The 23,596-nt window shown below is 47.6% G+C and carries 17 protein-coding genes; 8 read left to right on the plus strand and 9 right to left on the minus strand.

Translation table 11 applies throughout. The annotated features are described in order from the left end of the window. Nucleotides 1-145: 145 nt before the first annotated feature. On the minus strand, nt 146-1,018 hold the full coding sequence (gene ilvY / locus SPEA_RS01845; RefSeq protein WP_012153612.1) for an HTH-type transcriptional activator IlvY: 873 nt from the start codon (nt 1,016-1,018) through the stop codon (nt 146-148). A gap of 180 nt (nt 1,019-1,198) precedes the next feature. Here ilvY and ilvC point away from each other — a divergent pair, with 180 nt between their 5' ends. The 7 genes from ilvC to SPEA_RS01880 all read left to right on the plus strand — a co-directional run bounded on the left by ilvC (nt 1,199) and on the right by SPEA_RS01880 (nt 11,326). Then, nucleotides 1,199-2,680, plus strand: a complete 1,482-nt coding sequence (ilvC, locus tag SPEA_RS01850; RefSeq protein ID WP_012153613.1) for a ketol-acid reductoisomerase — start codon at nt 1,199-1,201, stop codon at nt 2,678-2,680. 564 nt (nt 2,681-3,244) lie between these two features. After that, nucleotides 3,245-4,924, plus strand: a complete 1,680-nt coding sequence (ilvG, locus tag SPEA_RS01855; protein ID WP_041411222.1) for an acetolactate synthase 2 catalytic subunit — start codon at nt 3,245-3,247, stop codon at nt 4,922-4,924. 77 nt (nt 4,925-5,001) lie between these two features. After that, a complete protein-coding gene (ilvM, locus tag SPEA_RS01860; RefSeq protein WP_012153615.1) occupies nt 5,002-5,268 on the plus strand; it encodes an acetolactate synthase 2 small subunit in 267 nt (88 codons plus the stop codon). A 4-nt stretch (nt 5,269-5,272) separates the two neighbouring features. After that, nucleotides 5,273-6,202 carry a branched-chain amino acid transaminase gene (locus SPEA_RS01865; protein ID WP_012153616.1) on the plus strand — a complete coding sequence of 310 codons (930 nt, stop codon included), beginning with the start codon at nt 5,273-5,275 and terminating at the stop codon, nt 6,200-6,202. 224 nt (nt 6,203-6,426) lie between these two features. Next, complete coding sequence (gene ilvD / locus SPEA_RS01870) at nt 6,427-8,274, plus strand: dihydroxy-acid dehydratase (protein WP_012153617.1); 1,848 nt, start codon at nt 6,427-6,429, stop codon at nt 8,272-8,274. Nucleotides 8,275-8,302: 28 nt separating this feature from the next. Beyond that, complete coding sequence (ilvA, locus tag SPEA_RS01875; protein ID WP_012153618.1) at nt 8,303-9,853, plus strand: threonine ammonia-lyase, biosynthetic; 1,551 nt, start codon at nt 8,303-8,305, stop codon at nt 9,851-9,853. 336 nt (nt 9,854-10,189) lie between these two features. Further along, nucleotides 10,190-11,326 carry a pyridoxal-phosphate-dependent aminotransferase family protein gene (locus tag SPEA_RS01880; RefSeq protein ID WP_012153619.1) on the plus strand — a complete coding sequence of 379 codons (1,137 nt, stop codon included), beginning with the start codon at nt 10,190-10,192 and terminating at the stop codon, nt 11,324-11,326. A 231-nt stretch (nt 11,327-11,557) separates the two neighbouring features. Here SPEA_RS01880 and SPEA_RS01885 read toward each other — a convergent pair whose 3' ends face one another. From SPEA_RS01885 to SPEA_RS01900, 4 genes are all read right to left on the minus strand, one after another. Continuing rightward, nucleotides 11,558-13,543 carry a TonB-dependent copper receptor gene (locus tag SPEA_RS01885; RefSeq protein WP_012153620.1) on the minus strand — a complete coding sequence of 662 codons (1,986 nt, stop codon included), beginning with the start codon at nt 13,541-13,543 and terminating at the stop codon, nt 11,558-11,560. A gap of 191 nt (nt 13,544-13,734) precedes the next feature. Further along, nucleotides 13,735-15,090, minus strand: a complete 1,356-nt coding sequence (locus SPEA_RS01890; RefSeq protein WP_041410774.1) for a sodium-dependent transporter — start codon at nt 15,088-15,090, stop codon at nt 13,735-13,737. Nucleotides 15,091-15,539: 449 nt separating this feature from the next. After that, nucleotides 15,540-16,016, minus strand: coding sequence for an Lrp/AsnC family transcriptional regulator (locus SPEA_RS01895; RefSeq protein ID WP_041410776.1), 477 nt, complete (start codon nt 16,014-16,016; stop codon nt 15,540-15,542). Nucleotides 16,017-16,134: 118 nt separating this feature from the next. Continuing rightward, a complete protein-coding gene (locus SPEA_RS01900; protein WP_223296553.1) occupies nt 16,135-16,947 on the minus strand; it encodes a phosphatase PAP2 family protein in 813 nt (270 codons plus the stop codon). Between the two features lie 394 nt (nt 16,948-17,341). On the opposite strand from SPEA_RS01900, the gene SPEA_RS01905 reads away from it, so the two are divergent. Further along, a complete protein-coding gene (locus tag SPEA_RS01905; RefSeq protein ID WP_012153624.1) occupies nt 17,342-18,199 on the plus strand; it encodes a DUF417 family protein in 858 nt (285 codons plus the stop codon). A 75-nt stretch (nt 18,200-18,274) separates the two neighbouring features. Here SPEA_RS01905 and ubiK read toward each other — a convergent pair whose 3' ends face one another. From ubiK to SPEA_RS01925, 4 genes are all read right to left on the minus strand, one after another. Beyond that, entirely contained in the window at nt 18,275-18,529 is a 255-nt protein-coding gene (gene ubiK, locus SPEA_RS01910; protein WP_012153625.1) for a ubiquinone biosynthesis accessory factor UbiK, read from the minus strand. Between the two features lie 191 nt (nt 18,530-18,720). Further along, nucleotides 18,721-21,813 (minus strand): multidrug efflux RND transporter permease subunit, encoded by a 3,093-nt coding sequence (locus SPEA_RS01915; protein ID WP_012153626.1) that lies wholly within the window; start codon nt 21,811-21,813, stop codon nt 18,721-18,723. 15 nt (nt 21,814-21,828) lie between these two features. After that, nucleotides 21,829-22,947 carry an efflux RND transporter periplasmic adaptor subunit gene (locus SPEA_RS01920; RefSeq protein ID WP_012153627.1) on the minus strand — a complete coding sequence of 373 codons (1,119 nt, stop codon included), beginning with the start codon at nt 22,945-22,947 and terminating at the stop codon, nt 21,829-21,831. A gap of 15 nt (nt 22,948-22,962) precedes the next feature. Continuing rightward, entirely contained in the window at nt 22,963-23,541 is a 579-nt protein-coding gene (locus SPEA_RS01925; RefSeq protein WP_041411226.1) for a TetR/AcrR family transcriptional regulator, read from the minus strand. Between the last annotated feature and the right edge of the window lie 55 nt (nt 23,542-23,596).

Raw genomic sequence — 23,596 nt, forward strand, 5'->3', positions numbered from 1 at the left:
CAATCCCGAGCTTTTTCTCTTCTTCGTGTCCTCTGTGTAGCAAACGGAGTGAGCGCTTCGTGGTTTATAGCTTTTAAAGAAAAGAACCCAGCCTAGCTCTGCATGACTGGATCTCGATCGTATAAACGCGAGCTTCAAAGACGAATTAAATCGCCTGCAGAAATGCCTCTATAACAGGTTCGGCTAGGCGTTTGCTCTTACAACAACAGCCGAGTTCAAACGGCGGAATGTCGATAGGCGATGTGAGTAGCTGAATGCGATCTCGTACTGGGCTGTTATTAATCACCACCTCTGGGGTAATGCTCACGCCGCAGCCCAATGCCACCATAGAGGTTATGGCTTCTTGGCCAGACACTTGCGCATAAATATTGGGAATTAATCCCAATGACTTAAACCAGTTATCGATACGTTTTCGACCCGGACCGTGCTCCGGCACGATAAAGGGCAGTCTATCCCATGGAATATAAGACTCAGTAAGCAGCTCTTGCACCTGACACCTAAACGTCGGCGCAATGATCGATAGCGGCACATCATCTATTTTTGCAAAATGCAGGTTATCGGGAAACGGATCGGGTAGGGCGGCGATGGCAATATCGGCGCGATTGTTGCGTACTTCATTCACCGCATTGGCTGCATCACCCGTGGTGAGGGCGATTTCTACTAATGGATGCTCACGTCTAAAACGATCCAACAATCCTGGGAGGTGACTGTAGGCGGCGGTTACCGAGCAGTACAGGTTGAGCCGTCCTCTTAGAAAGTCCTGCTTAGGATCTAGCTTGGTTTTCAGCTTTCCCCACTGCTCAAGTGTGGACTCGGCAAAGTGTCGGTACTCGACTCCGGCGCTGGTCAAGGTCACGCTGCGGTTGTCACGTTGAAACAGCTGCGCGCCAACCTCCTCTTCCAGCCTCTGCATGGTCCGGCTCAAGGTCGATGGACTGACATGCATCGCCTGTGCTGTTCTAGCAAAGTGCAAACTGTCTGCTAAATGCAGATAAAGCTTGATAGTGCGGATATCCAAGCTGAGTTCTCCATGTTTGATAAAACGGCATTAATTTAGTTGGTGTTGCAAAAGATGCAACACTACATCCCGAATATATCATTTTAAGCAATGAAAAGCTTGCGCTATAGTGATTACATCACAGCGTGACTCGAGCAAGAGTCAGCCTTATAACAATCCAGAATCAAGGTGGTATATCAGATGGCTAACTATTTTAACTCTCTGAATTTGCGTCAACAATTGGAACAGCTGGCTCAATGCCGCTTCATGGATCGTAGCGAGTTCAGCGAAGGCTGCAACTTCATTAAAGGCTGGAACATCGTCATTCTTGGCTGTGGCGCTCAAGGCCTTAACCAAGGCTTGAATATGCGTGACTCAGGTCTAAATATCTCTTTCGCATTGCGTGAACAGGCGATTAGCGAAAAACGTGATTCGTACCAGAAAGCAACCGGTAACGGTTTCCGCGTTGGCACTATCGAAGAGCTTATCCCAGATGCGGATCTCGTGCTTAACCTAACGCCAGACAAGCAACACACTAATGCTGTTAACACGGTTATGCCGTTAATGAAGCAAGGTGCAACGCTGTCTTACTCGCACGGTTTCAATATCGTTGAAGAGGGCATGCAAGTTCGCCCAGATATCACGGTTATCATGGTAGCGCCTAAGTGTCCGGGTACTGAAGTACGTGAAGAGTACAAGCGTGGTTTCGGCGTGCCGACACTGATCGCGGTTCACCCAGAGAATGACCCTAAGGGTGACGGTTTCGATATCGCTAAGGCTTACGCAAGTGCTACCGGTGGCGATCGCGCTGGTGTATTGCATTCATCTTTCATTGCCGAAGTGAAGTCAGATCTAATGGGCGAGCAGACTATCCTTTGCGGCATGCTGCAAACGGGTGCGATCCTAGGTTACGAGAAGCTAGTAGCCGACGGTGTTGAGCCAGGTTACGCGGCTAAGCTCATTCAGCAAGGCTGGGAGACAACGACTGAAGCACTGAAGCATGGCGGCATCACTCATATGATGGATCGACTATCAAACCCTGCCAAGATCAAAGCATTTGATATGGCTGAAGAGTTGAAAGTTATCCTTAAGCCACTGTTTGAAAAGCATATGGACGACATCATAGGTGGTGAGTTCTCTAAGACCATGATGGCCGATTGGGCTAACGATGACGCGAATCTACTTAAGTGGCGCAGCGAAACTAACGACACGGGTTTTGAAAATGCACCGGGTTGTGAAGAGCATATCGACGAGCAAGCTTATTTCGATAAAGGCATCTTCTTAGTGGCAATGATCAAGGCCGGTGTTGAGCTTGCTTTCGATACCATGGTTGCCGCTGGCATCATCGAAGAGTCGGCTTACTACGAGTCACTGCATGAGACGCCACTTATCGCTAACACCATTGCACGTAAGCGTTTGTACGAGATGAACGTGGTGATTTCTGATACCGCAGAATACGGCTGTTACCTATTCAACCATGCGGCGCTGCCACTACTGAAAGATTACGTGGCGAACATGTCTGCAGAGTACCTAGGCGGTGGCTTACAAGATGCCAGCAACGGTGTCGATAACGTACGTTTAATCGAGGTTAACGCAGCAATTCGTGGTACTGCAGTTGAAGAAATTGGTGCAGAGCTACGTGGCTACATGACAGAAATGAAGCGTATCGTAGAAGAGAAGTAATTTTGCTTCTATTTTAGTCGGGTCTAAACAGGTTTTTGTTTAGACCTAGGCTAGATGATTTGGAACTTGAGAGCGTCACGATTTTAGATAACTCATTAACGATTAACACCTTAATAGCTGTAATCAAGTCAGGCAGAGCATCATTTATTTCTGTTGCTGGCCGCGGCCTAAATGGCACTGGCTAGATGATAAATTTTGATGTTATAAAGTTTTTATTGTGTTTTTTATAGGCTTTGTGGTACTTCTTAATAATCGCTTTTAGGCGACACCGAATTTAAGCAAAGAATCTGATTAGGAACCCAGTCGAATATGTTTAACCAAGCTGCCCAGCTCATTATTGTGATTATTACCGTCGTGATTATTAAATCACAGCGGGGGCTGCGCATATTGAATCGACACACCTAATCTAGGTTTAAGATTGCAAAAACCCCCGCTCCGAAAGGAACGGGGGTTTTTTCGTATAAGGACCTAGATAAAGCATAACTCTTATCTAAGTCATTATGAAATAAGTGAATGGTAGCGGAGCGCGGATATATGGAACGAGGGCAAATGGATCAGAGTCAAATGGAAGCTGGGCAGATGATACGAGGCGCTGATGCCGTCATAAAAGCGATTGCCGCACACGGTGTAACCACAGTATTTGGTTATCCTGGGGGGGCGATTATGCCTATCTATGACGCACTCTATGGTAGCCCGGTAGAACATCTTCTCAGTCGTCATGAGCAAGGTGCTGCATTTGCAGCTGTGGGTTACGCCAGAGCCAGTGGCCAAACTGGAGTGTGTTTTGCGACTTCCGGCCCAGGTGCTACTAACTTAGTGACCTCACTTGCCGATGCCCTGCTAGATTCTGTTCCCGTTGTAGCCATCACAGGCCAAGTATCTACCGCCGTTATTGGTACCGACGCCTTCCAAGAGGTCGATGTTCTAGGCATGTCGTTATCGTGTACTAAGCACAGCTTTATGGTGACCCATGTCGATGAGTTAGTTCCTACTCTCTATAAAGCATTCGAGATTGCCGCATCTGGGCGTCCAGGTCCTGTTCTGGTCGATATCCCAAAAGATGTGCAAATCGCCATGCTGGAATATAAGACGCCACTGCAGGCGGTGACGCAAGAGCCAGAGCATACGCCAGAGCAAATAAATGATGCCCGCGAGCTTATCAGCCAAGCTAAGCAGCCTATGCTCTATGTGGGCGGCGGTGTTGGCATGGCAAGTGCGGTGGATCAGCTACGAGACTTTATCAAGGTGACAGGCATTCCATCGGTTGCGACATTGAAAGGGCTAGGCTCAATCACTATCGATACGCCGGGCTACTTAGGCATGCTAGGTATGCATGGCTCAAAGGCGGCTAACTTAGCAGTGCAAGAGTGCGACTTGTTGATTGTTGTTGGCGCGCGATTTGATGATAGGGTGACAGGCCGTCTAGCTAGCTTCGCCGAAAATGCCAAGGTGATCCACTTAGATATCGATGCCGCAGAGCTAGGCAAACTACGTCTACCTGAAGTGGCCATAGCTGGCGATCTACGCCAGATCCTTCCTGCGTTAACTCAAAACTTGGGCGAGCAATTTGCGCCATGGCAAGCCAAGGTTGCACAGATGAAGCAGGAATTTCAATGGCGTTATGACCGTCCCGGTGAGCTTATCTATGCGCCAGCCATGCTGAATCGTCTTGCTCATAAGTTACCCCAAGACAGTGTTGTAGCTTGTGATGTCGGCCAGCACCAGATGTGGGTTGCCCAGCATATGTTCTTTAATCGCCCGGAAGATCACCTATCGAGTGCAGGCCTTGGCACCATGGGCTTTGGCTTACCAGCGGCCATCGGCGCCAAGGTTGCACGCCCAGATGCATGTGTTGTAGTTGTCTCTGGCGATGGCTCTTTTATGATGAATGTACAGGAGCTGACCACCATAAAGCGTAAGCGCTTACCGGTAAAAATCTTACTTGTCGATAACCAAAAGCTGGGCATGGTCAAGCAATGGCAGCAGCTGTTTTTTGAAGAGCGTTATAGCGAGACAGACCTTTCCGATAACCCTGATTTCGTCAAGATGGCGTCGGCGTTCGATATCCCAGGGCGCAATATCTATAAGGCCTGCGATGTAGAGGCGGGCTTAGATGAAATGCTTAATAGCCAAGGACCATTTTTACTGCATGTGTCGATAGATGATGCCCATAACGTGTGGCCGCTAGTGCCGCCAGGGGCATCGAATCAAGACATGATGGAAGAGATGGATAAGCAAACTTAATCGTCTCGGCTTTGAGTTTGAAACACAGAATTAAAGCACTGAAGCATTAGCGATAACACCAGATGGAGAGCAAGAATATGAACAATTACTCATTAGCGTTAAACGTGCAGCAAAGACCAGAAGTGTTAGAGCGCGTGCTACGCGTTGTTCGTCATCGTGGATTTAAGGTCGCTAACTTGAGCATGCAGCTCAATAGCAATAACAGCACTAGCATCGACATGCTGGTGCACAGCGAGCGTGAAATCGGCTTGCTAACTAATCAAATCAATAAGCTTATCGATGTGATTGACTGCCGAGTGTTGTTAAGCAGTCCCACAGCAGAATTAGTACAACAAAAAGGGTGAGAAAATGGCCGCTAAAACAGCAGAGTTAATTTGGTTCAATGGTGCAATGATGCCTTGGGGTGATGCTAAGGTTCATGTCATGTCTCACGCGCTGCACTATGGCACGTCAGTATTTGAAGGCATTCGTGTTTACGATACCCACAGCGGTCCTGCCGGGTTTCGCTTAACTGAGCACGTTCAGCGCCTGTTTGATTCGGCCAAGATTTATCGTATGCCAATTCCTTATAGCTTCGATGAGGTGATGCAGGCCTGTCGTGATGCCACTCTCGGTAATAGCTTAAAAAGTGCCTACATCCGCCCCTTAGCTTTTTATGGTGATGTGGGTATGGGGATCACCCCGCCAAAAGATGCTCAGTGTGACTTGCTGGTTGCAGCATTCCCTTGGGGAGCTTATCTAGGGGAAGACAGCATGGATGCCGGAGTGGATGTGGCAGTGACCTCATGGAATCGCTTAGCGCCGAACACTATCCCTACTGGCGCTAAAGCGGGCGGTAATTACCTGTCTTCACTGCAGATCTCTACCGAAGCTAAGCGTAACGGCTTCGATGAAGGTATCGCGCTGGACACTAACGGTTTAGTCAGCGAAGCAGCCGGTGCAAATATTTTTGTCATTAAAAAGAACAAGATCTACACACCACCTGCTACAGCCGCTATTCTGATGGGGCTAACTCGAGACAGCATTATCACCCTTGCACGAGACAAAGGTTATCAAGTAGTTGAAGAGCCAATGTCACGTGAATTTCTCTACCTTGCCGATGAGATCTTTATGACGGGCACCGCTGCTGAGATTGTGCCAGTGCGCAGTGTTGATCGCATCGAAGTCGGCAGTGGCAAGCGCGGTGAGATCACTAAAGAAATTCAACAGAGTTTCTTCGGCCTGTTTACTGGTGAAACCGAGGATAAATGGGGTTGGTTGGAGACTTTGGAAAGCTAAAGCAGGTGCAAGGTCCTAGGTTCTAGGAAAAGCTAAGAAAGGTCCTAGGAAAGCACAAGCAGAGACGAACGCTTCGCTGACGGCAAGGCCGGAAAAGATTAAGACTAAACACAATAGCTGAGAACGATATCTCAGAACATAGAATTAAAATTGAAGGTTGTGACAGGTTTTTAGGACCTAGGTCCTAAAAATCCAAGAACCTTCTTTTAAACAAGGATAATGCAATGCCAAAACTACGTTCAGCAACCAGTACCGAAGGCCGTAACATGGCGGGAGCGCGTGCGCTATGGCGTGCAACAGGTGTGAAAGATAACGACTTCGGTAAGCCGATTATCGCAATTTCAAACTCGTTCACTCAGTTTGTGCCGGGGCACGTTCACCTGAAAGATATGGGGTCTTTGGTGGCGGGAGCGATCGAGGAAGCGGGCGGCATTGCTAAAGAATTTAATACCATTGCAGTGGATGACGGTATCGCTATGGGACACGGCGGTATGCTTTATAGCTTACCATCGCGCGAGCTGATTGCAGATAGTGTGGAGTATATGGTCAATGCCCACTGTGCCGATGCACTAGTGTGTATTTCTAACTGCGATAAGATCACCCCTGGCATGCTCATGGCCTCACTTAGACTGAATATCCCTGTCATCTTTGTCTCAGGTGGCCCGATGGAAGCGGGTAAAACTAAGCTGTCTGATAAGTTAATTAAGCTGGACTTAGTCGATGCCATGGTGGCCGGCGCCGATGAGCGCGTATCCGATGCCGATAGCGAGCAGATTGAGCGCAGCGCCTGCCCAACTTGTGGCTCATGTTCGGGTATGTTTACTGCTAACTCGATGAACTGCTTGACCGAAGCACTAGGCCTTTCACTGCCGGGTAACGGATCTATGCTGGCCACCCACGCCGATCGTCGCGAACTCTTCCTCGAAGCGGGTCGTCGCATCATGGATTTAGCCACTCGTTATTATAAGCATGATGACGAGTCAGCATTGCCACGTAATATCGCTAACTTCAAGGCGTTTGAAAATGCCATGACGCTAGATATCGCCATGGGCGGATCAAGCAATACCGTGCTGCATTTACTTGCAGCAGCGCAAGAAGCTGAAGTCGATTTCACCATGGATGATATCGACCGTCTGTCGCGCCTTGTACCGCACCTTTGTAAGGTGGCTCCGGCAACGCCTAAATACCATATGGAAGATGTCCACCGCGCTGGTGGTGTAATGGGGATTCTAGGTGAGCTAGACCGAGCTAACTTACTGCATAACGACGCCTACCACGTAGCGGGTGAAAACCTTGCCGCAGTATTGGCAAAATACGATATCGCACAGAGTGATGACGCCGCTGTGCGTAAATTCTTCTCTGCAGGCCCTGCTGGTATTCCAACTACCAAGGCCTTTAGTCAGGATTGCCGCTGGGACAGCGTCGATGATGACCGTCAGCAAGGTTGTATCCGTAGCCGTGAATTTGCCTTTAGCCAAGAGGGCGGGCTTGCCGTGTTATCGGGTAACGTGGCCGTTGATGGTTGTATCGTTAAGACTGCTGGCGTAGAGGTAGAAAATCACACCTTTATCGGTAGCGCTCGAGTGTACGAGAGTCAAGATGATGCGGTGGCGGGCATTTTGGGTGGTGAAGTGGTGGCTGGCGATGTGGTGGTTATTCGCTACGAAGGCCCTAAAGGTGGCCCAGGCATGCAAGAGATGCTTTACCCAACGAGTTACTTGAAATCACGTGGCTTAGGTACTCAATGCGCATTGATCACCGATGGGCGCTTCTCGGGTGGTACTTCAGGCTTGTCGATAGGTCATGTTTCTCCAGAAGCTGCTGCGGGTGGCACTATCGGTCTAGTGCAAACGGGCGATCGTATCGAAATTGATATCCCTGCACGTTCAATCAAGCTAGCAATCAGTGATGTTGAGTTAGCGGCGCGTCGCACTGCAATGGAAGCACTTGGTAATGATGCGTGGAAGCCCCTTGGGCGAGTAAGACACGTATCTATGGCACTTAAAGCCTACGCATTATTAGCGACCAGTGCCGATAAGGGCGCGGTGCGTGATACTAGCAAGCTAGTTTAATCGATTTAACGGGATTAAGAGGTAGTTTATGTTGGCTCTAGCATCACAATCGCAACTGGATTTGGCTCACTATTATCTGCAGAAAACTTTGCTGTCATCGGTTTATGATGTGGCAAAAGTTACGCCGCTTTCCAGCCTTAATAAACTGTCTGCGCGCTTAGGCTGTCAGGTATTTTTAAAACGTGAAGATATGCAGCCTGTACACTCTTTCAAGCTGCGCGGTGCTTACAACAAGATAGCCGAATTGACTAAAGAGGAATGTGAATGTGGCGTGGTGTGCGCCTCGGCGGGCAACCATGCTCAAGGCGTTGCTATGTCGGCGTCAGCTCGTGGTATTAGCGCGGTTATTGTGATGCCAGAGACCACTCCTGACATTAAGGTGGATGCGGTTAGGCGTTTAGGTGGTGAAGTGGTACTTCATGGCCAAGCGTTCGATCAGGCTAATGCTTATGCCCAAACTCTTGCGAAGAATGAAGGTCGAGTCTATGTGGCGCCATTCGATGATGAAGCTGTGATTGCAGGGCAAGGCACGGTGGCGCAAGAGATGTTGCAGCAGCAGCGCGATCTTGAGGTGGTCTTTGTGCCTGTGGGCGGTGGCGGCTTGATTGCAGGGGTTGCGGCTTACTATAAAGCGGTCATGCCACAGGTGAAGATTATTGGTGTCGAGCCGGAAGACTCAGCCTGTTTAAAGGCTGCACTGGATGCCGGTGAGCGAGTGATATTGCCGCAAGTTGGCTTGTTTGCCGATGGTGTGGCGGTTAAACAGATAGGCGCCGAGCCTTTTAGATTAGCTCGTGAGTACGTCGATGATGTGATCACCGTGACCTCAGATGAAATCTGCGCCGCGGTGAAAGATATCTTCGAAGACACTCGCGCCATTGCCGAGCCGTCTGGAGCATTGTCGCTAGCAGGGCTGAAGAAGTATATCGGCAGTAACGGTAACGGTGAGAAAGTCGGTGCTATTTTGAGTGGCGCTAACGTGAACTTTCATAGCCTGCGCTATGTGTCTGAACGCTGTGAACTCGGTGAGCAGAAAGAAGCGATTTTGGCGGTGAAAGTACCAGAGCGCCCTGGCGTGTTTCTGCGCTTTTGTGAGCTGCTAGACAAGCGAGCGATGACCGAATTTAACTACCGTTTCTGTAGCCGTGATAAGGCGGTGGTATTTGCGGGAATTCGTTTGACTCAGGGGCAAAGTGAGCTCGATGGGATTATCGCCAAGCTGGAGTCTGAAGGTTTTGATGTGCAAGACCTGTCTAATGATGAAACTGCCAAATTGCATGTGCGTTACATGGTGGGTGGTCAGCCGCCAGAGCCACTTGAGGAGCGTTTGTTTAGCTTTGAGTTCCCTGAGCACCCTGGCGCACTGCTTAAGTTTTTAACCACCTTGCAGAGTAAGTGGAATATCAGCCTATTTCATTATCGTAATCATGGCGCAGCCTACGGCCGAGTATTGGCAGGATTTGAGGTGCCAGAAAGCGATAATTTGGCGTTTAAACAGTTTTTAACTGAGTTAGGTTTTGTCTATCAAGAGGAAACTGATAGCCCGGCTTATCAGCTTTTCTTGGATAACCGTAATTAGGCGGTATAGCTAAGTTAGTCGTTTAAAGTGGGCAGCAGAGATTTTCGATGCTGCCTTTTTTTATCTGCGATCTTCTTGAGTTTTACTAAAGTCGATACAAGATTTATAAGCTATCTGCTTGATACTACCAGAGCTTCTTTTGTAGTATGAGATTAAGTTGGTTTTTTATACTGCGAGCTTTGGCCAACTTATCGCTTCGATAAACAATAAATAGAATAATAATATTTCACCACAGGCTGACTAACACGTAGGGGCTTAATGATATTTTCGTTATAGCAGCATGGCGGCAGTCGAACTTTAACCTAATACCAAGCGTCCAGTTTTAGAGGAAATATCATGTTACCCGCACCTTTTATTGAGCCTTTTAGTCCCCCACGTAGAATTTTGATGGGTCCAGGCCCCTCAGATGTTTATCCTGAGGTGCTGGCGGCGCAAGCCAAGCCAACAATTGGCCACCTTGACCCACTATTTGTCGAGATGATGGATGAGCTTAAAGCGTTGATCCAATATGCCTTCCAGACCAACAACGAGATGACCATGGCGGTTTCGGCCCCTGGTAGTGCCGGTATGGAAACCTGCTTTGTGAATCTGGTTGAACCGGGTGAGAAAGTCATTGTTTGCCGTAATGGCGTGTTCGGTGAGCGTATGCGCCAGAACGTTGAGCGTGTTGGCGGCGTTGCAGTCGTGGTGGATAACGAATGGGGTGAGGCGGTCGATACCGACCAAGTTGCTAGCGCATTGGCGGCTAATCCTGATGCAAAATTTCTGGCATTTGTGCATGCTGAAACATCAACGGGTGCTCTATCAGATGCTAAAGCCTTATGTGCACTAGCCAAGCAGCATGACTGCTTATCGATAGTCGATGCTGTGACCTCTTTAGGTGGCGTCGAGTTGCTGGTGGATGAATGGGGTATTGATGCGATTTACTCAGGTAGCCAGAAGTGCTTATCTTGCGTGCCAGGCTTATCACCTGTTTCCTTCTCTCCTGCCGCGGTTGCCAAGTTAAAGGCGCGTAAAACACCTGTGCAGAGTTGGTTCTTGGATCAAACTCTAGTCATGGGTTATTGGGATGCATCGAGTGATGGCAAGCGCAGCTACCATCATACCGCGCCAGTCAATGCCCTCTATGCACTGCATGAGTCACTGCGTTTATTGGCGGCTGAAGGGCTAGAGCTTGCTTGGCAGCGCCATGCCGATATGCACCAAGTGTTGCGACATGGTTTGCAACGTCTAGGGCTTAAGTTTGTGGTAGCTGAAGCGTGTCGTTTACCTCAATTAAATGCGGTTTATATTCCTGAGGGGATCGATGACGCTAAGATCAGAAAGCAGCTGCTAGAGAACTATAACCTTGAGATAGGTGCGGGTCTTGGTGCGCTTTCGGGTAAGGCGTGGCGCATCGGCTTGATGGGCTTTGGTGCAAGGCGCGAAAATGTGGCTTTATGCCTTAAGGCATTAGAAGAAGTATTGGCTTAGTTTTAAGGGCTTTCTACTGAGCGCTATGCCATTACGTTAAGCCAAAGTCGGATTAATAAACAAAGACCCCAGCTTAAGCTGGGGTCTTTGTTTTAAAAGCGATAAATCACCAAGCGTTCACTGCGTTTATGGCGCAGAGGGCACGAAGAAAACAAAAAGCACGGGCTAGCTTTTCTTCGTGAGCTTGTTGTCCTTCGAGGTCCATAGATTTTAGCTGTGGTGTTTAATCATTTAGAAAGTGTAATCCACTTTAACCCAAGCGGTGCGGCCCGGTTCGTTGACTTGGAACATAGGAGAGCTACCAGGAATGTCGTTACCGGCACCAGAGCGGCTAATATGCTCGGCATAAGTGATATCGAACAGGTTCTCTACCCCGAAGCTGACTAAAACTGCTTCGTTATGCTTCCAGCTCGCGTTGAAAGAAAGGGTGCCGAAACCGCTGCTTTCGGCTAAATCTTGGCCTGAGATGTTACCTTCGCCAATCGCGACTCTATCTTGAGCGGCTACTAGGCGCCAAAGTAGACCCGCAGTCCACTGGTTATATTGGTAATCTAGGGTGATGCGTCCCTCTAGTGGTGGGATCTGGCCTAGTGGCGTGCCTGCAGTATCATTGTCACCGTGACTATAGCTAACGCTGGTTTGGCTGGAGAAATGCTCCGTCAGCGGGATTGTAGCCGCGATCTCGCCGCCGTAGACGGTGGCGTCGATGTTATAGGCTGTAGTCGCTGGCCCCTGATTAGCATCAATCAAGATATAGTCGCGGATCTCACCATAGAATAGCGAAGTCGAGATGGCAATATCGGCTTCATAGATCCAACCGATATCCAGCTGAGTGGTCTTCTCTGGCGCTAAGTCGAATGCCTTTTGGCTTGGATTATTCACATCAGACTTCATGATCTCCCAATAGTCTGGCATTCGCTGAGCGTGGCCGACACCGGCATAGTATTGGCTGTTGCCAGAGGTGAGTTCGTAGCGGCCGTAACCACTGAATAGATCATCGCTGCGCTCGCCTTTTTGGCCGACCATGAGTTCGGTTTTCCAATGATCATAACGGGCACCAGCAATTAACTTACCGCTTGAGAGGTTGTAAGTGGACTCTAAAAATAGCCCTGAGGCTTGGTAACGCATGTTGTCTTTAAATGGTTTGTTCAGCAGATCGTCTAAACCGTTATCGATGGCAGGGTTGATGCTGCGACCTTCATGGGTGCTATCCATGTAGTCAGCCCCCGCGGTTAATGTCCAGTCAGTGGCTAAGGTAAAGTCAGCCCAAAGGTGGCCGCCTTGGGTGCCACGTCTAACGTTGGTACCCGAGTTTACGCCTTGGTCGAACTGATCCATTATGTGATCGTTCTCGTTGCTGTAGGCCTGCAGCTCGATGCTGTTTAGCCACTCACTATCAAATTCATGTTGCAGCAGAAAGGTCAGATTTTCGTTGTTGATCTCACGGGCTTTATTGGCGCGATCGGCATATTCCGCCTCACCAGAAGAGCTGCCGTAAGCTAGCTCGAGTACCGTTGCTTCACTTGGTGTCCAGCCTAGGGCAAAGTTATAGTTAGAGCGGTCGTAGCTCGATTGCACCTCGTTACCATCACCATCTTTGTAATGGTCGCTCGATGATTGATTGACGTCCATATCGAAGTAATGCTTCTCATCGCCAGCTTTTAGCTCGACTAAGTAATCGGTGCGGCCAAAGCTGCCCGCCGTCATACTGGCGCGGCCATCTAATCCCGGCTCATCGAAACTATGGCGATCTTTTTCGAACAACACGGTGCCAGCACTGCCGACCGGGCCATATTTCACCGTTTGTGGGCCCTTGATGACGGTGATGTTGTCATAGGCCTCAGGATAGATATAGGCGGTTGGTGGATCCATACGGCCGCCGCAAGTGCCATAAACATGCTGACCATCGTCGACAATGCTAAGGCGTGAACCGCCTAGACCGCGCAGACTTGGGTCGCCACCGGCGCCGCCTTTACGGCCGATACTAAAACCAGGAATGGTTTTAAGGAACCCTGCACCATCATAGGCGGGTAATGGAAGGCGTGGCTTTTTAGGATCGGTATAGGTCTTGGTCGGATCCTTCATCAACTCGCCGGTGACGATAATGCGTTCAACAGGCTCTGAATCGTTATTTTTTTGAATAGTTTCGGCGAAAGCTGGGATTGAAATCAGCCCTAAGGTGACCACAGGAATGGTCAGCATTGTTTTCTTGTTCATCACTGTTATCGCTATTGTTATTTATTTTTAGGGCTGTTTTACAGAGGTTTACGATAGCGATAAACCAATTTGTCCCAAGGTGCGACAAAGGGTCACAGGTGGGTGTGACAAGTCTCACTTTTTACTGGCGTTACGTATAAAAAAAGGGCGATAAAATCGCCCTTCTTAACAGTGAGTTCAATCGTGATGAATTAGCTAATTAGCTGCACAATAATCATGATGATAAGCACTGGGCAAACGTATTTCACATACCAAGGCCATATCTTCCAAAACAGGCTATTTGTGTCGACGTTATCTTGTGCGGCAATGGCACTGATAAGCTGATTTCTGTTCCAGATCCAACCCAAGTAGATGGCGATACCTAGGGCGATAAGCGGTTGAGCCCGTTCAGTGGTTAGGGTGATCATAAAGCCAAATAACAGCTCGAAATTAAACACAACCACCATAGACAGAACGGCAACGACGCTACCAACGATTAATGTAGCTTTGTCACGACTCAAGCTGGTCTTTTCCACAAGGTAGCTGGTAGGTACCTCAACGATGGAGATAGCCGATGTTAGGCCGGCAATCGTCATTAAGATGAAGAAGGTGATGGCTAACAAGTACTGGCTTATGCCGCCAATGGTGTCGAATAACGCTGGCAAAACGGTGAATACAAGCGTATCCGAGTTTAATAAGCTGCCATCTTCGGCAAAAATCTGTACACCATTATGCTGCGCTACATACATGGCAGGTAGCACCATAAGTGCGGCTAAAAATGCCACGCAGGTATCGGTTAAGGTGACGTAGGCGGTCAGCTTACTCAAGTCTTCTTTCTGGCTCAGGTAGGCGCCATAAACCATCATGGCTGCGGTGCCTATGGTTAATGAGAAGAAGGTTTGCCCTAAGGCGCCAATCAAAACATCGGCGTCAAACACTCGTGAAAAATCAGGAACCAATAATACTTCTAGCCCTTGCATCGCACCTGGCTGGGTCAAGATATAGGCCACGCCAGCGACTAAAATGATCAGCAGCATAGGCATCAAACGCTTTGACCAACGCTCGATACCTTGTTGCACACCTTGACGGATCACCAGTATCACCATGGCGATAAAAATAAGGGTGAACACTAAGTTGCGCGATAGCGAGAAGTCCATTAACCAAGACGCGACATTGGTTTGGCCGGTTAACTCGGCAACGGGGGCGATAGCAAAGCTAACAAACCAACCCGATAGAATGCTGTAGAAAGTACAGATTAAGGTGGCGGTAATGATAGAGATAAAACCGATTGCCTTACCTATCTTCTTCGCAAGTGGCTTAGTCGCCACCTTGGCCATGGCATCGGCTGGGTTAGTCTGCCCATGGCGACCAATCATCAACTCCGCAAGCAGCATGGGGTAGCCGAGTACTAAGATCAGAAACAGATAAACAAGCAAGAATGCGCCGCCGCCGTGGGTGGCCGCTTGAGTGGGGAAGCCCCAGATATTACCGACACCGACAGCAGAGCCTGCCGCCGCCATAATAAAGCCAATTCTAGAGCTGAAGTGCCCGTTTTTTACTGTACTCATTTGAGCTCTCTTTCTGTACATCTTTGCCAATTAAGAGCGCGCATATTAGTGCTTTAAAATGATGTGTCAACGCCTTAAACTCGCGCTTAAAATCTGTTTTTTGATGTTTTATTTTGAGTTTTTAGTCTAATTTAGATTAGTTTGTCTTTTAGTCTGCTAATGGCGATACTTGATTGCGTAGTGGCGTTTTTGTCTATGGCTATGCGCAATAAAATCATTTGTCGATTAAAGGGAAAAGTGCGACCGAATGCACAGATTATAGTCGTAATGACCAAGGTAGGGAGGTGCTTTGACATCTTGTACCACTCGGCTCAGCGTCAAAGTCAGTGGGTTAAGAGGGGGCTAAATTGAAGGGGAAACTCAAAAACTGCTAATTCAAAAGAGCACTCATTTAAAGGAGTACTCGTTTAAAGGGGTCCTCGTTTAAAAAGTGTTGCTTCAAAAAACAGTTAAATTGGCAGTGGGATACTGGTTTGGTTTTTAACTTGCTTTAGCACGAAGCTTGAACGCACACCCGCGATATGATCGTTAGTGGTGAGCTTATCGAGCAGGAAGATTTTAAAGTGCTTCATATCTCTGACAAGCACCTTGAGTTGGTAATCGGCGTCGCTACCCGTGAGTAGGCAGCACTCTTGCACTTCATCATAGCTGCTTACCTTGACCTCGAAAGCCTCTAAAATTTCGGTGGAGTGTTTCTCTAAACGAACTTGAATGTAGGCGGTCAGAGCTAGATCGAAATGCTCGGCGCTGAGCAAGGTCGCATAGCCTGCAATATAACCCGCCTCTTCCAGTGACTTCACTCGTCTCGAACAGGGCGAGGGTGATAAGCCGACTTTCTCGGCAAGCTCTTGGTTGGACAATTTTCCATGTAGCTGCATCAATTTAAGGATGTGCAGATCAATTTTGTCTAATTGCAGTTCAGCCATGCTCGCTTCCATCAAAGTTTAGGGGTAATCGTTTGAGTTTAAGTAAAGTATTGCTTCCTTTGCAGGCAGAATACCTTAATTGATATCAAGCGCAAGCGAGCCGTTTAATAAGTAGGTTTTACGTTATCCAGTTCATTAGGCGGCTTTTAGGCAGTAGCAGGCTCAGTCTTGGCCATAGCGCTTGAGTGAGATAGATACTGCCAAAGGCGATGCTGCCACCAATGGCGGTGGAGGCTAACACATCTTGTGGCCAGTGCATGCCTAACAACATGCGGCTAAAGCCCATGGCAATTGCCCAAGATAATAAAACCGCTGGCATGATAAGGTTGCCTGCGAGTAATAGGTAATAGCCAACAACGAGGGCTAAGGTGACCGCAAATAGCGTGTGGCCTGATGGAAAGGCATAACCGACTTCATGTTGCCAGTGGCGCTTAATTGAAGCACTGAGCTGGAGATCAGGGCGTGCAACATCAAGTTGCTGGATAGCGATACCAATGAGTTCTCTTTTGTCTGCTTTGCTATGTTGATAGAAGTCTTGAGTATTAAGTAGGTACTCTTGCTCTAGCAGGGCCGCATTTGGGCGAGGCTCGGCAAAGTAGGGTTTTAAAAAGTGATTAAGGCTTAATGTGGCCGCCATACTGATGGAAACGGCGAGGACTAACTTTAGGAAGTGCGGTTTGCTCATACGGCGATAGCAAGCTGTGAGAATGAGTAAGCCGGTGATGATGCCGTAAGGGGCAGTCCCTGTGCTGGTGAGCCAATAAAGGGCTTCAGACAGCCAAGTGTCTAAGGCAATGCCGGGGAATAAACTGCTAGCGGTTAGGTAAATAGTTGCTGGAAGCATTAATAGCACTGCCCACGCTGCCAGCATGAGCTTATTGGTTTGTTGAGGCGAAAATCGATAGTGTTTGTCTGGATTTAAATTATTCAAAAATGCCTCAGTACGGAATATACAAAGCCCTGTAATAGGCCGTTATTGAAGAAGACTATTTACTTAAGAAAGCTATCTATTTAGGAACACTACTCATTTTTAAGGCTATCTACTTAAGAAAGCTATCTACTTAAGAATACTGCCCATTTAAGCAGGCTACCGGTTTAAGAAGACTGCCTATTTAAGAAAGCTATCTACTCAAGAATACCGCCCATTTAAGCAGGCTACCTGTTTAGGAAAACCCCTGAATTCTATTTAAGAAGATTAGCTCTCGAAGTCGAGATATTCTAGCCCCTGCGGATGAAGCATAAATTAATCTTATTTCATAGAATACTTAATTGGATGAAAGGCTTTACTGATTTTGTAGGTCTACTGCAAAAAATTGGAGTCTTATATGTCAAACATACTAAAACACTTGTCCGTTGCTAGCAGTGTTGTGATCGCGCGGATCTTGTTAGCGAGCTTTTTATTGCTGACGGCAATACCTAGATTTACTGCAAATGATTCAAGCTATTTCACTAAGCAACTCATGGAGATCGGTCTGGCTGATCTACCTTGGCTTAGTCCTGCAATTGGTATTGTGCAACTACTGACGGCACTTGCGCTGCTTAAGCCGCAAAATAGCTGGGCGCAGTTAATGATTTACCTTTACGCTGGGCTCGCCATTGTGCCGTTATTAATGCTGTTTACTCACCCTGTATGGCTGGATAGTTTAGGCGGCTTCCCTGCAATTGGCGCTGGGCAGGGCCTTATTAAGTACTTAGGGATCTCGGCTTTAGCGCTATTTATAGCTTCTTATTATGGCGGCAAACAAGCGCTCAATGCTATGGCAGAAAAATCGATGCTAGCTGGGATTGTAATGGTAATGGCATGGATTGGCGGCATGAAGTTTACCCAGTATGAAGCCGACGGTATTGAAGGCCTAATGAGTACTAGCCCGTTGTTTAGTTGGATATACGATATCTTTAGTGTATTGCACGGCTCGTATTTTATTGGCGTGATAGAGCTCGTTGCTGTGGCTGGTATTGTGTTAGCCTCATGGTCGAATAAAGCCTATGGTTTAGGCCTTACCATTGCAGCGTTAACCTTTGCCGCAACGCAAACTTTCTTAGTCACCTTACCCGCTTATGAAACCAGTTCAACAGTGCCGATGCTTACGGAAAGTGGTCAGTTTATTGTGAAAGATTTAGCGTTATTGGCCTGTAGTATTTTACTATTTGCCAAAATGCTGGAGGAAAATAAACGCATATAATTAGAGGTTTGTGAGCCAAAAAACAAAAAAAGAGCATGGTTTATGATGCTCTTTTTTTGGCTACTAGAGATAAACTTACTCAGCAGAGTTAAGCTTAGCTTCAAGGGCGTCGACTTGTGCTTGTAATGCTTCTAGCTTCTCACGAGTCTTGATTAGAACGTGCTGCTGCACCTCAAACTCTTCACGAGATACGACGTCTAGTTTTTGTAGCTGGTTTTGTAAAACCTGCTTGCTGCGTTCTTCAAATTCGCCCGCAAATTGCTTTAATCCACTAGGAAGGTTTTCGCTTAATTGCTTAGCCACTTCTTCGATTTTCTTCGGGTTAATCATTATCTATATCCGCTTAAGTGCATAGTGCCTGTTATTCTTTGATTGTACCTGAGCTCAGTTATATTGCCAAAATAATCACCACCGTCTGCAATAAGAAGATTGCGTTATGTGAAGGTGATTGGGTAATAAAAAAGCCTGCTATTGCAGCAGGCTTTGGTTTAGGTTGTTTAAGTTTAGCCAAAAGCTAAGGCTTAAGCTTTGACCTCTTCAGCGGTATTCAACGCTTCATCGAATACTGGAAGTGGCTCGTGCTGCTCAGCCAGATAGGTGTAAATCACCGGCAATACAAACAGGGTAAACACGGTACCGATAGCCAGACCAGATACAATCACTAGACCGATATTAAAGCGAGCAACAGCACCGGCTCCTGAGGCAAATAACAGCGGGATCAAGCCTGCGATCATTGCTGCCGTTGTCATTAGAATTGGGCGCAAACGTATGGTTGCTGCATGCTTAATGGCATCGGCTCTACTGAGACCATTATGCAGCTGCTCCTCTTTTGCCACCTCACACATCAAGATGCCGTGTTTAGTGATAAGACCCACTAGGGTAATCAAGCCGACTTGAGTATAAATATTCATCGACGATAGCCCGAATACATGAGTCCAACCTAAGGCCACCAAGGCGCCACTAATTGCCAGTGGCACAGAGACTAAGATAACCAAAGGATCTTTAAGGCTCTCAAACTGACTTGCCAACACAAGGAAGATGATAGCCAGTGCTAAGCCAAAGGTGGCGTACAGCGCCGAACCTTCGGTGACATATTGACGTGCTTCACCTAAGAAGTCATAGCTATAACCCTTAGGGAGTTCGTTATCACCGATATTCTTTAAAAAGGCAATCGCATCACCAATCGCCACGCCAGGTGCTGCAACACCGCCGACGGTAATGGCGTTCATCTGGTTAAAGTGTGGCAGTGAACGCGGCTCAGATACTATTTCGATATCCACTAGGCTTGCGAGTGGCACTGAACGCCCATCGGCTGCAGTTAAGTAGTAGCCTGCTAGAGCCTCAGGGTTAGCACGAAGCTTGCGCTCAACTTGAGGGATCACTTCATAAGAGCGGCCATCCAAGTTGATACGGTTAACGTAGCCATCACTCATCATGGTGGTTAGAGTTAAACCGATATCTTGCATGGTTATGCCATAAGCACCAGCAACATCACGTTTGATATGGATTTTCATCGAACCCGAATCAAACTTTAAGTTGACCTCTGAGTAGACAAAAAGTGGACTTTTTTGCACTTGTTCAAGCACGCCTGAACCTATTTGGAATAAGCTTTCGAAAGAAGTTGAACTGGTGATCACGAACTGAATTGGCAGGCCGCTAGATGCACCTGGAAGTTCTGGCATCTGGAAGGTTGTCACCGCCATACCGGGTACATTCTTCACCTCTTTACCAAAAAATTCCTGCATCTGCTTTTGGCTCTTATCACGCTCACTCCAAGGTACAAGCGGTGCGATACCGAAGGCTTGGTTAGCATTGGGTACGCCAACGAAAGCAAGGGATGCTGCGGCTTCAGGTTGCGCACTGATCATATCTGTCACTAATGTCATATTAGCTTGGATATAATCTAAGTTCGCACTAGAAGGGGCTGTGCCCATCATCATTACCACGCTCTTATCTTCATTTGGTGCAAGCTCTGAGGGGATAAAGCTAAACATTACTGGCAGAGAGGCAAACACGATAATAGCAAAGCCGATAATCACTGGTCGCTTATCTAGTACCGCAGTTAGCATACGGTTGTAGCGACTGGTTAACCCTTCTAAGAAATTCTCTACACTACGCTCAAAACGGTTAGGTTCTGAGTGCGCCTTAAGAATTTTAGAGCACATCATAGGCGATAGAGTCAGTGCCACGATACCAGAGATAAACACTGCACCGGCCAAGGTTAGGGCGAACTCTTTAAACAGCGATCCCGTGACACCACCCATCAAGGCAATTGGGGCGTAAACGGCTGCGAGGGTAATGGTCATCGAGATAACGGGAACGGCAATCTCTCGGGTACCGATAATCGCGGCCCTAAATGGCGTCTCACCAAGCTTGATATGTCTATCGACGTTTTCCACCACCACGATGGCGTCGTCGACCACCAGACCGATGGCGAGAACCATGGCCAATAGCGTCATCAAATTAAGGGTGAAGCCGAACATCTGCATGATGATAGCCACACCAATAAGCGATAGAGGGATGGTGACAATCGGAATAATTACCGCTCGCAATGAACCTAAGAACAGGGTGATAACCACGATTACAATAAGCGCTGCTTCACCAATGGTCTTGATCACCTCATTAATCGATTCATCGATTGCCAATGATGAATCATACAGAATGCGGGTCTTCATAGTGACTGGAAGATTGCGCTCTATCTGAGGCATCATGGCGCGTGCATCGGCGGCAACAACCAGTGGGTTGGCCGTTGGTGTCACATCGAGTCCAACCACAACCGCCTCTTGACCATCGGCAAGGGCGCGATATACATCGTGGCTCTTTTCTAGGTTGACGGTGGCGATATCGCCTAAGCGGATCACTAGACCATTTTTACTGCCGATAACCAGTTTCTCTAACTCTGCCACTGTGGCAACCTGAGTGTCGGCAGTACCGTTGAGCAGGGTAAAGGTATTGTTGGTTTGACCCACTGCTGACTGATAGTTGTTGGCCTGCAGTACGCTCATGACATCGGTCGATGACAGGTTAAATGCACCCATCCGAGCAGGATCTAGCCATATACGCATGGCGTACTTGATACCACCGTAAAGGTTTACCTTGGCAACACCATCGATAGTAAATAGCTCTGGTTTAACTACACGCTCTAGATAATCGGTGATCTGACTTGAGTTAATTTGATCGCTATAGAAAGAGATGTACAGGGCCGAGGTTTGTGAGCCTGTAGACATCTCAACCGTGGGATCTTCAGCCTCTTTAGGTAACTGAGAACGTACCGAGTTTACCTTAGCTAATATGTCAGCTAAGGCGCCGTTGGGGTCAGTGTTGAGCTTCATGTAAACAGTGATTTTAGAGCTACCTAAAAAGCTGTCTGATGTCATAAAGTCAACGTTGTCAGCCTGGGCTAACGCTTGCTCCAAGGGTTGAGTAATAAAACCTTGGATTAAATTAGAGTCGGCGCCGTAGTAGCTGGTGCTGATTGTCACTACGGTGTTGGTCATCTCCGGGTATTCACGTACTTGCATGCTTTTAAGTGCATAGAAGCCGAGCAGTAATATCAGAAAACTGATGGAGGCCGCGAGTACCGGCCTGCGTATAAATATATCTGTAAAGCGCATCGCCAAATCCTCTGCTTACAACTGTGGCAATGTGGCTGGAGGGGTTAGTGCATCATCCTCTGTCACTTTGACTTTAGTGTTGTTACTTAAGCGTACTTGACCTGAGGTGACGATAGTATCGCCAGCATTCACGCCACCAGTGATGAGTGCGTTGATGTCATCGCGCTCAAGGACTTTTACATTCACCTGCTTAACACGCTTTACTTGCTCGCCATCTTCGTTTTTCTCTTCAATGACATAGACAGAGTCGCCGTAAAGGGTAAAGCTAATCGCGGTTTGTGGTAACACCACCTGTTGGGTTAACTCCGGCAACATAATATCGACCTTGGCGAACATACCGCTACGTAGCTTACCGTGGGAATTTGGGATCAGGGCTTGTACCTGAATCAAACCGCTTTGATAGAAAACGGCGGGTTCAATTGCCGAAATCGTCCCTTCAAATGGCTCGGTAGGGTAGGCGTCTACATGGACATGGACAACTTGGCCTGTTTCTATTCGAGGAAGCTGGGTTTGCGGAATAGTAAAGCGGATCTTCATGGTGCTGATATCTTCGAGACGGACGATATCCGTACCTGTTTGCAGATACTCACCTAAGTTGACGTTACGAATACCGACTAGACCCGTAAAAGCCGCTTTTATCTCACGACGATCTATGGTGGCACTCAAGCTTTCAATGTCAGCCATTAAAGCTAAATACTTAGACTGACTATTATCGAGATCTTGCTTAGAGATGGAGTTTTGCTTGTAGAGTTTACTTAGGCGTTTATAGTCCGCCTCAGCAGCGGGTAGCTGCACCTGCTTGCTCTTAAGATTGGCTTTCTCTACTTTCGAGTCTAACTCAACAAGCATTTGACCCGCTTGGACCTGACTGCCGTTTTCAAAACGAATCGCGGATACCACACCAGCAACTTCATTAGCTATGGATACGCCTTGATTAGGTTCTACAAATCCAATCGCGTTAATCGTTGGTTGCCACTTGCTCTCTTTAATATCGATAGCCGTGACGGGAGCCACAGCTTCAGGCATATTGGCAATTGCATCGGCAATTTTTCCTTTAATAAAAAGATTAAAGCCAATGACTGAGCCAAAAGCCAGTACTGCAATGATGATCATCACCAGGGTCCACTTTTTCATGTCCTGATAACTCCTTTAGTTTGTCGATGTAGTTGGGATTAAAATGGCTTGCCAGCATATATCGCAGGCAAGTGTGATATCTTTTTCGTTGTATTCAATCAGTCCGCGCCTAATTGAACGCGCTATTGCCATAGAGGGCTCCATCGCGATGGCATATAGGAATCGAGGGTTTAATGGCTGGATCAAGCCTTGTTTAATGCCCTCTTCGAAGAGTTGCTGTAACGGTGCGAACAGCTCCATCTCTAACTGGCGGATCTCATTGGTATTACTTTCAGGTAGATGAGCGTATTGCTCATAACTTAAATTGGTTGAAGTGCGTTGCTTGCCGTAGTTATGCATTTTCATCCAGATCCGTTTAAATCTCTGCTCTAGGGTGCCTAGGTCATGATCGGCCAAAATGGCGCCAGCAACTTGAGAGAGTACGTCTTTTCTGAGCTCTAAGATGAGCTCATTCTTATCTTTGAAATAGCGATAAATGGTGCCAGCGGCGACACCTGCTTCAGTTGCAACCTGTTGCATAGACAGGCCCTGTATTCCGCCTGTAGCAATAATTTTTTCGGCGGCGCGAAGAATCAGATCGTATTTGTTGTGCATAATAATATCAAAAATGAATGAACGTTCATTCATTAGTTTAATGTCAGACTAAAGT

It is taken from the genome of Shewanella pealeana ATCC 700345 (assembly GCF_000018285.1).
In the GTDB taxonomy this organism is placed as follows: domain Bacteria; phylum Pseudomonadota; class Gammaproteobacteria; order Enterobacterales; family Shewanellaceae; genus Shewanella; species Shewanella pealeana.

Excerpts from the sequence above, each read along its gene's own strand:
- ilvC (WP_012153613.1), top strand. The coding sequence starts at position 1,199 with ATGGCTAACTATTTTAACTCTCTGAATTTGCGTCAACAATTGGAACAG.
- ilvG (WP_041411222.1), top strand. The coding sequence starts at position 3,245 with ATGGAAGCTGGGCAGATGATACGAGGCGCTGATGCCGTCATAAAAGCG.
- ilvM (WP_012153615.1), top strand. The coding sequence starts at position 5,002 with ATGAACAATTACTCATTAGCGTTAAACGTGCAGCAAAGACCAGAAGTG.
- SPEA_RS01865 (WP_012153616.1), top strand. The coding sequence starts at position 5,273 with ATGGCCGCTAAAACAGCAGAGTTAATTTGGTTCAATGGTGCAATGATG.
- ilvD (WP_012153617.1), top strand. The coding sequence starts at position 6,427 with ATGCCAAAACTACGTTCAGCAACCAGTACCGAAGGCCGTAACATGGCG.
- ilvA (WP_012153618.1), top strand. The coding sequence starts at position 8,303 with ATGTTGGCTCTAGCATCACAATCGCAACTGGATTTGGCTCACTATTAT.
- SPEA_RS01880 (WP_012153619.1), top strand. The coding sequence starts at position 10,190 with ATGTTACCCGCACCTTTTATTGAGCCTTTTAGTCCCCCACGTAGAATT.
- SPEA_RS01885 (WP_012153620.1), bottom strand. The coding sequence starts at position 13,543 with ATGAACAAGAAAACAATGCTGACCATTCCTGTGGTCACCTTAGGGCTG.
- SPEA_RS01890 (WP_041410774.1), bottom strand. The coding sequence starts at position 15,090 with ATGAGTACAGTAAAAAACGGGCACTTCAGCTCTAGAATTGGCTTTATT.
- SPEA_RS01895 (WP_041410776.1), bottom strand. The coding sequence starts at position 16,016 with ATGGCTGAACTGCAATTAGACAAAATTGATCTGCACATCCTTAAATTG.
- SPEA_RS01905 (WP_012153624.1), top strand. The coding sequence starts at position 17,342 with ATGTCAAACATACTAAAACACTTGTCCGTTGCTAGCAGTGTTGTGATC.
- ubiK (WP_012153625.1), bottom strand. The coding sequence starts at position 18,529 with ATGATTAACCCGAAGAAAATCGAAGAAGTGGCTAAGCAATTAAGCGAA.
- SPEA_RS01915 (WP_012153626.1), bottom strand. The coding sequence starts at position 21,813 with ATGCGCTTTACAGATATATTTATACGCAGGCCGGTACTCGCGGCCTCC.
- SPEA_RS01920 (WP_012153627.1), bottom strand. The coding sequence starts at position 22,947 with ATGAAAAAGTGGACCCTGGTGATGATCATCATTGCAGTACTGGCTTTT.
- SPEA_RS01925 (WP_041411226.1), bottom strand. The coding sequence starts at position 23,541 with ATGCACAACAAATACGATCTGATTCTTCGCGCCGCCGAAAAAATTATT.